The organism is Candidatus Methylomirabilota bacterium (genome assembly GCA_035764725.1).
In the GTDB taxonomy this organism is placed as follows: domain Bacteria; phylum Methylomirabilota; class Methylomirabilia; order Rokubacteriales; family CSP1-6; genus DASRWT01.
In genome coordinates, this window is record DASTYT010000022.1 from 46,460 (window position 1) to 53,462 (window position 7,003).

7 protein-coding genes and 1 pseudogene are annotated in these 7,003 nt (G+C 71.0%); 1 reads left to right on the forward strand and 7 read right to left on the reverse strand.

Annotated features, from left to right (window positions below; translation table 11 throughout):
* Positions 1 to 11: 11 nt before the first annotated feature.
* From VFX14_03320 to VFX14_03340, 5 genes are read right to left on the reverse strand one after another with little or no spacing between them, the layout of a single operon-like run.
* Complete coding sequence (locus tag VFX14_03320; GenBank protein ID HEU5188699.1) at positions 12 to 959, reverse strand: LLM class F420-dependent oxidoreductase; 948 nt, start codon at positions 957 to 959, stop codon at positions 12 to 14.
* Positions 959 to 1,921, reverse strand: coding sequence for a 2-hydroxyacid dehydrogenase (locus VFX14_03325; protein HEU5188700.1), 963 nt, complete (start codon positions 1,919 to 1,921; stop codon positions 959 to 961). The genes VFX14_03320 and VFX14_03325 overlap by 1 nt, the downstream gene beginning before the upstream one ends.
* Positions 1,918 to 2,259 carry a cupin domain-containing protein gene (locus VFX14_03330; GenBank protein ID HEU5188701.1) on the reverse strand — a complete coding sequence of 114 codons (342 nt, stop codon included), beginning with the start codon at positions 2,257 to 2,259 and terminating at the stop codon, positions 1,918 to 1,920. The genes VFX14_03325 and VFX14_03330 overlap by 4 nt, the downstream gene beginning before the upstream one ends.
* 21 nt (positions 2,260 to 2,280) lie before the next feature.
* The gene (locus VFX14_03335; GenBank protein HEU5188702.1) at positions 2,281 to 3,291 is read right to left on the reverse strand and encodes an LLM class flavin-dependent oxidoreductase; all 1,011 of its coding nucleotides are present in this window, start codon (positions 3,289 to 3,291) and stop codon (positions 2,281 to 2,283) included.
* 7 nt (positions 3,292 to 3,298) lie between these two features.
* Positions 3,299 to 4,168, reverse strand: coding sequence for a pirin family protein (locus VFX14_03340; protein HEU5188703.1), 870 nt, complete (start codon positions 4,166 to 4,168; stop codon positions 3,299 to 3,301).
* A gap of 75 nt (positions 4,169 to 4,243) precedes the next feature.
* Here VFX14_03340 and VFX14_03345 point away from each other — a divergent pair, with 75 nt between their 5' ends.
* The gene (locus tag VFX14_03345) at positions 4,244 to 5,026 is read left to right on the forward strand and encodes an SDR family NAD(P)-dependent oxidoreductase (protein HEU5188704.1); all 783 of its coding nucleotides are present in this window, start codon (positions 4,244 to 4,246) and stop codon (positions 5,024 to 5,026) included.
* A 142-nt stretch (positions 5,027 to 5,168) separates the two neighbouring features.
* Here the strand turns inward: VFX14_03345 and VFX14_03350 are convergent.
* Positions 5,169 to 5,279, reverse strand: a pseudogene (locus tag VFX14_03350) (DUF1232 domain-containing protein).
* A gap of 101 nt (positions 5,280 to 5,380) precedes the next feature.
* Positions 5,381 to 7,003: heterodisulfide reductase-related iron-sulfur binding cluster (locus VFX14_03355; protein ID HEU5188705.1), on the reverse strand; the 1,623-nt coding region annotated here is incomplete at its 5' end.

Consider the following 7,003-nt stretch of genomic DNA (forward strand, 5'->3'; position numbering starts at 1 on the left):
CGGGGCGTCTCCTACACGTCGGCGGTGGCGCCGATGACGGGGCTGAAGCGCTCCATGCGCTCCAGGCTCTCCGACAGCGCCTCGGCCCGGAAATCGATGATGATCTCGCTCACCCCTGCGCGGGCGAACTCGGCGACGTCCTCGGCAATCTGGGCCAGGCCGCCGGTGAAGGGCCGCCGCTCGCCGCCCGCGTCCAGCGGCTGGCTCGCGTCGTAGACGGGCGCCTTGTACGAGATGGTGAGCTTCGCGAAGTCGCGCTGTTCCGCGTCGGTGAGCCGACGGAGCTCGTCGAGAGAGGCGGCCAACTCCGGGATGCGGAGCGGCACGGCGGGGTTTGCGCCCACGGGGTGCCAGCCGTCCCCATAGCGCGCGGCGCGCCGGAGCGCGACCTTGCTGTGTCCGCCGATCCAGATGGGTGGATGGGGCTTCTGCACCGGCTGGGGCAGGCAGCGGATCTGGTCGAAGCGGTAGAACTCTCCCGCGAACGAAGCCGGGCTCTGCGTCCACAGCGTCTTGAAGATGCGCAGGTACTCGTCCGACACCGCGCCGCGGCGGTCGAAGTCCGGCGTATCGAGCGCGCGGAACTCCTCGCGCATCCAGCCCACCCCCGCGCCCACCGTGACCCGGCCGTTGGAGAGCACGTCGATGGTGGCGAGCATCTTGGCCGTCACCACCGGGTTCCGGTGCGGCAGGATCATCACGCTGGAAACGATGCGGAGCGCGCGCGTCTTCGCCGCCACGAAGGCCATCAGCGTGAGCTGTTCGAGGGCGTCGCCGCCGCCCGGGAACGCGCCGCTCACCGTGTACGGGTACTTGGAGTCGATGCGCACTGGAAACACGATGTGGTCGGACACCATCACCGACGTGAAGCCCAGCGACTCCCCCTGCACGAGCAGCGTCTCCAGGGCCTCTGGCGTCGCCGTCAGCCCGCGGGTCGGGAGGTAGAAGCCGTAGCGCATCAGGCGAGCTCGGGGATCACCCAGAGCGGCCGCTGGCCCGCGGCGACACGCTGGATGTTGTCGAAGCCGTTCCGGAAGCGCGCGGTCCAGTTCTCCCAGGTCGGGCCCGCGGTGTGCGGCGTGAGGGTCACGTTGGGGAGGGCGAACAGCGGGTGATCCTTCTTCGGCGGCTCCTCGGTCATCACGTCGAGCCCCGCCCCCGCGATCTGCCCCGACGTGAGCGCGGCGTGCAGCGCGACCTCGTCCACCACGGGGCCGCGGCACGTGTTGATCAGCACCGCGCTCCGCTTCATGATCCCGAGCTCGCGGGCGCCGATCATGCCGCGGGTGCCGTCGTCCAGGGGCACGTGCAGGCTCACCACGTCGGACGTGCGGAGGAGCTCGTCGAGCAGGACGAAGCGCACCCCGAGGGCGTCCGCCGCGTCCTCAGAGAGCCGGCAGATGTCGAAGTACTGGACGCGCGCGTCGCACGCGACGATCCGCCGCGCCACCTTCTTGCCGATGTTGCCGAGCCCGATGAGCCCCACCGTGCGCCCGGCCAGCTCGCCCACCCGCGCGTCGGCGGGATCGGCCACGCGCCAGCGGCCCGCCACCACGTCGTTGTGGAAGCGCACGAGGCGCTTGAGCACGGCGAGGGTGAGCATGAGGGTATGCTCGGCCACCGCGATCGCGTTGGCGCCGCCGTTGTTCGAGACGGGCACGCCGGCCTTGCGCGCCGCTTCCACGTCCACGTGGTCGTAGCCCGCGCTCAGGAGCTGGACGAGGCGCAGCTTGGGCGCGGAGCGGAAGAACTCGCCGCCCATGCGCCGGGCCAGGCCGAGATAGAACTCGGCGTCCGCCGCGGCTTCGATGAACTCGGGCGTGCCCACGTCCGCCACCACGAGCTCGTAGCCAGGGGGCACGAGGGCGCGCGCGATCTCGAGCACCGGCGCGGGCTGCTTGGGGGCGAAGAGGATCTTCACGGCTGGGCGAGCGGAATCGTCGCGGTCAGGCATGGCTGGCTTCCATGGACGCGGGTGGTGTGCCCGTCCCCCGTGGTGTCTTCCACGAGACGGGCGTCGCCGGGTCCGAAGACGTGCGTCGAGCCGTCCCCCAGTCCGATCTCGAGCTGGCCGGACAGGATGATCACGAACTGCCGGCGGGGCGCCGGATGCCAGTCGATGAATCGACCCGCAGGGTCCTCGCGAAAAGATATCTGGGTGGTCGCGAGACCCTTCGCCCACTCCGGATGGTGGGCGAGGTCGATGCGCTCGATGTGTGACTGCCCGTCAGGGCCGGTGTAGAGCCGGAACGTGCCCATGCGCCCCCTCCCCGGGGGATGCTAGCACAGGCGCGCCATGACCTCCTCCGCGAACAGGGTGAGCGCGGACTCGCGGGCCACGAAGCCGGCGTCCGGCACCTGGGGCAGCAGGATGATGCGGCGGATCTCGGGCACCGTGGCCACGCGGCTCACCTGGGCACGCACCTCGTCGGGGGTGCCGGCCAGCGCCATCAGGTCCACGAGCCGATCCGGCACCAGCTCGCGATGGCGGGCGGCGGCGGTCGCGTGCTGGAAGGCGTCGTACTCGCGGCGCAGGCGCTCCACCAGCGGCCGGTCCGAGTCGCTGAACGGCACGGGCAGCGGGTGCCGGAGCGCGGAGGCGACGCGTCCGCGCGCATGGTCGCGGGCCAGCACGCCGTCGCGCGCGACCGAGAAGGGCGCCCAGAGCCCCACGTCGAGGTCGTCGAGCGTGCGGCCGGAGGCGCGTGCGCCCACCGCCACGTGCGTGAGCCCCGCACGCAGGATGGCGGGATCCACGCTCGCGTACATGATGACCCCGTCGCCGACGCGGCCCGCCGTCTCGAGCATGCGCGGCCCCGAGCCCGCCGCGTAGACCGGGATGCGTCGCGGCTCGCGCAGCCAGGCCAGGCGTCCCTCGGTGCCGCTCTCGAAGCGGATCGCCTCGCGCCGCGTGAGGCGGTGGAGCGAGGTCGCCATCGCCTCCAGCGTGGCGACGCGCGCGGTCTGGGCGAGGGTGAGCCCCATGGTCTGCGCGGCGCTGCCCCCGGTGCCCACGCCCACCACCACGCGCCCTGGCGCAAGCTCCTCCAGGGTGGCCGCCGCGCTCGCCGTCACCGAGATGTGCCGGGTGTGGGGCACCGTGATGCCGGGGCCGAGACGGATGCGCGAGGTCGCCAGCGCGCAGGCGGTGAGCGTCACCCAGAGCTCGCGGCAGACGAGATGGGTGTCGGTGATCCAGGCGGTGTCGTAGCCGAGCGCCTCGGCCAGCTTCACCTGCTCGACGATGATCGGGACGGGCTGGCTGCCGAGGATGCCGACGTCGAACTTGATCGGGGCGCTAGGCGTCGCGCGGCTCCGTCTTGATGAAGCGCCCGCTGCGGAGCTCCTGCAGCGTCTGCTCGATCTCCGCGCGGGTGTTCATGACGAACGGGCCCCAGCGCGCGATCGGCTCGCGGAGCTGGCGCGCGGAGGCGAGGAGGAAGCGGCCGCCGCCCGTCCCGGCCGAGGCCTCCACCACGTCGCCGTCCGCGAAGATCACCAGCGCGGGCGCGCGCACCTCCTCTTGGCCGGGGAAGCGCACCTCACCCGCGTCCACGTAGGCGAAGGCGGTGTGCCCCGCGGGCACCGCCTCGCGGAAGCGGGCGCCCGCGGGCAGCGTCACGTCGACGAACTTGGGCGCGACGGCCAGCCCCTCCACCGGCCCCGCCAGCCGCCCGCCGTCCGCCTCGCCGGCGATGGCACGGACGCGCGCCCCCTCGCCGGTCTCCACCTCGGGCAGCCGGTCCGCCACGAGATCGCGGTACTTTGGCCGGCTCATCTTCTCGGCGGCGGGCAGGTTCAGCCAGAGCTGCAGCCCGCCGATCCCCTCGGGCCGGACCTGCGGCATCTCCTCGTGGAGGATGCCGCTGCCCGAGGTCATCCACTGGATGTCGCCGGCGCCGATGCTGCCGCGATGCCCCAGGGAATCGGCATGGCGCACCTCTCCGGTGCGCACGATGGTCACCGTCTCGATCCCGCGGTGCGGATGCACGGGGAAGCCGGCCTCGTAGTCGGCGGGCACGGTGGACTGGAAATGATCGAGAAGCAGGAACGGATCGAGATGGTCGAGCCCGCGGGTCCCGATGCTGCGCCGCAGATGCACCCCCGCGCCCTCCACCACCGGCTCCGGTGTGATCACCCGGCTGACCGCCCGCACGCGCTCGCCCATCGCCGGCCCTCCCCGCGCCATCATCTCACCGTTTTCGGCTATGATTCCGGCGATGTCACACCGAGGAGGATCGTGATGGCGGGACCACGTCTGGCGGGCAAGGTGGCGATCGTGACGGGGGCGGGCTCGCGCGCCGAGGGCATCGGCAACGGCCGCGCCACCGCGGTGGTGTTCGCGCGCGAGGGCGCGCGCGTGCTGTGCGTTGACCAGAGCAAGGACGCCGCCGAGGCGACGCGCGCGATGATCGCCGTCGAAGGGGGCGAGGCGGCGGTGTTCGCAGCCGACGTCACGCGGAGCGGCGACTGCCGCGCCATGGTGGAGGAAGCGGTCCGACGCTGGGGCCGGCTCGACATCCTCGACAACAACGTCGGCATCGGCGGACGCGCCACCGTCGTCGAGGTCGAGGAGGGCGACTGGGACCACATGATGCGGGTCAACGTGACCAGCATGATGCTGGCGTCCAAGCACGCCATTCCCGCAATGACGAAGGGCGGCGGCGGCGCCATCGTCAACATCTCCTCCATCTCCGCCCTCCGCCCGCGGGGCCTCACGCCCTACACGGTCTCCAAGGGGGCGGTGATCGCGCTCACGCGCGCCATGGCGGTCGACCACGCCGCCCAGGGCATCCGCGTGAACTGCATCGCGCCCGGCCCGGTCTACACGCCGATGGTGTACGCGGCCGGCATGAGCCCCGAGCTGCGCGACCAGCGACGGCGGGCCTCTCCGCTCGGCGTCGAGGGCACCGGCTGGGACATCGCCCACGCCGCGCTCTTCCTCGCCTCCGACGAGGCGCGCTACGTCACCGGCGTGGTGCTGCCGGTGGACGGCGGGGTCACGTTGACGAGCGCGTCCCGCTGAAGATCCGCGACTTGAGCTTCGACGGCACCCAGCGGGCCACCCGCCGGGCCACCGCGGCGAAGGCGTCGAGCGAGGCGGGATCGCCGGGCCAGTAGCGCAAGAGCAGCGCCCGGTCCACGTAGGTCAGGAGCCCGTCCAGGACCACTGCGACCAGCAGCACGTCGTCCAGATAGCCGATCACGGGCAGGAAGTCCGGGATCAGGTCGATCGGGCTCGCGAGATACACGGCCACCGCGGCGAGGGCGATCTTGGCCGCCTTCGGCATCGTGCGGTCGGCCATCAGCGAGGCGATCATGCGCGCCAGGCGCGGAAGGAACAGCGCCAGGTCGCGGAATCGCAGCGCCGCCATCGCCTCTACTCCAGGCTCTCCGCGACGAGCTCGGCGATGTCCTTCGCCTGCAGGGTCTCTTCGGCGCCCACCACCTTGCGCCCGAGATCGACCATGGCGAGGCAGAAGGGACAGGCGCTCGCGACCACGTCCGGCTTCACCGTCAGCGCCTCCTTGACGCGGATCACGTTGACCCGCTCCTCCGCCGGGGTCTCCATCCACATCTGGCCGCCCCCGCCGCCGCAGCAAAGTCCCCGCTCGCGCGCGCGCGGCATCTCGAGCAGGCGCAGGCCGGGCACATAGATGGCGGACTCGCGGGGGGCGTCGAAGATCCCGTTGTAGCGGCCGAGGTAGCAGGAGTCGTGGAACGCCACCGCCTTGTCGAGGGGCTTCACCGGCTGGATGCGACCCTCGCGAAGCAGGTCGCGGATCACGACCGAGTGATGGACCACCTCGAAATCTCCGCCGAACTGCGGGTACTCGTTCTTGAGCGTGTTGAAGCAGTGTGGGCAGTGGCTGACGACTTTCTCGAAGGCGTACTGCTTGATGTTCCCCACGTTCTCGTCCGCCAGCATCTGATAGAGGTACTCGTTGCCGAGCCGCCGCGCCACCTCGCCGTGGCAGCGCTCCTCCGCCATGACGCCGAACGACACCCCAGCCTTCTTGAGGATCTTCACCACCGCTCGCGCGATGGCCTGGTTGCGGCGATCGTAGGACGCCGAGCAGCCCACCCAGTAGAGGTACTCCACAGGCTTGCCCGCCTCCAGCACCGGCACGTCGAGCCCCTCCGCCCAGGCGAAGCGCTCGGCGGGGGCGAGCCCCCACGGGTTGCCCGCCCGCTCGATGTTCTGCAGGGTCATCGGCGCGGTGGACGGGAGCGTGCCCTCGGAGAGCGTGAGATAGCGGCGAAGGTCGATGATGGTGTCGACGATGTCGATGTGGGCGGGACACTCCTGCACGCAGGCCATGCAGGTCGTGCAGGCCCACAGCTCGTCGGCCTTGATGATCTCGCCGTGGATGGGCCTCGTGTCCCCGTCCAGCATGTAGCGCTTGAGCTTGACAATGATGGCTTTGGGGTTGAGCGCGCTACCCGACATAGTCGCCGGGCACGCGTCCTGGCAGCGGCCGCACTCCACGCATGCATCGAAGTCGAGCCGCCGCTTCCACGAGAACTCCTCGAACTTCGAGATGCCGAGGCTCTCCGCCTCCTCGATGTTCTCGATCTTGGCGATGGCGCCCCGCGGCCCGAGCTTGGAGAAGAAGATGTTGAGCGGGGTGGTGAGGAGGTGCATGAAGTACGACCGCGGCAGAAGGGCGATGAACACGAACACCACCGCGGCGTGGAAGAGCCAGGTGCCGAGGTAGAGCCCGCGCAGCGCGCCCTCCCCCATCCCGGCGGCGAGGAAGCCCTGCCCCACCGCGTAGCCTACCGGCGACCACGGCGCCCACCAGGGTTTCACCGCGGCGAGCCGGCAGCCCTCCATCACGAAGCCCGTCACGTTGATCACGAACAGGATGAGGAGGGCGTAGGCGAACTGGGGGTCGGGATCCACGCGGGCGGGCCGCTTGATGAAGCGGCGGTAACATGCCATGCCCAGCCCGATGACGAAGAAGAGGCCGAAGAAGTCCAGCACCACCTCGTAGAACAG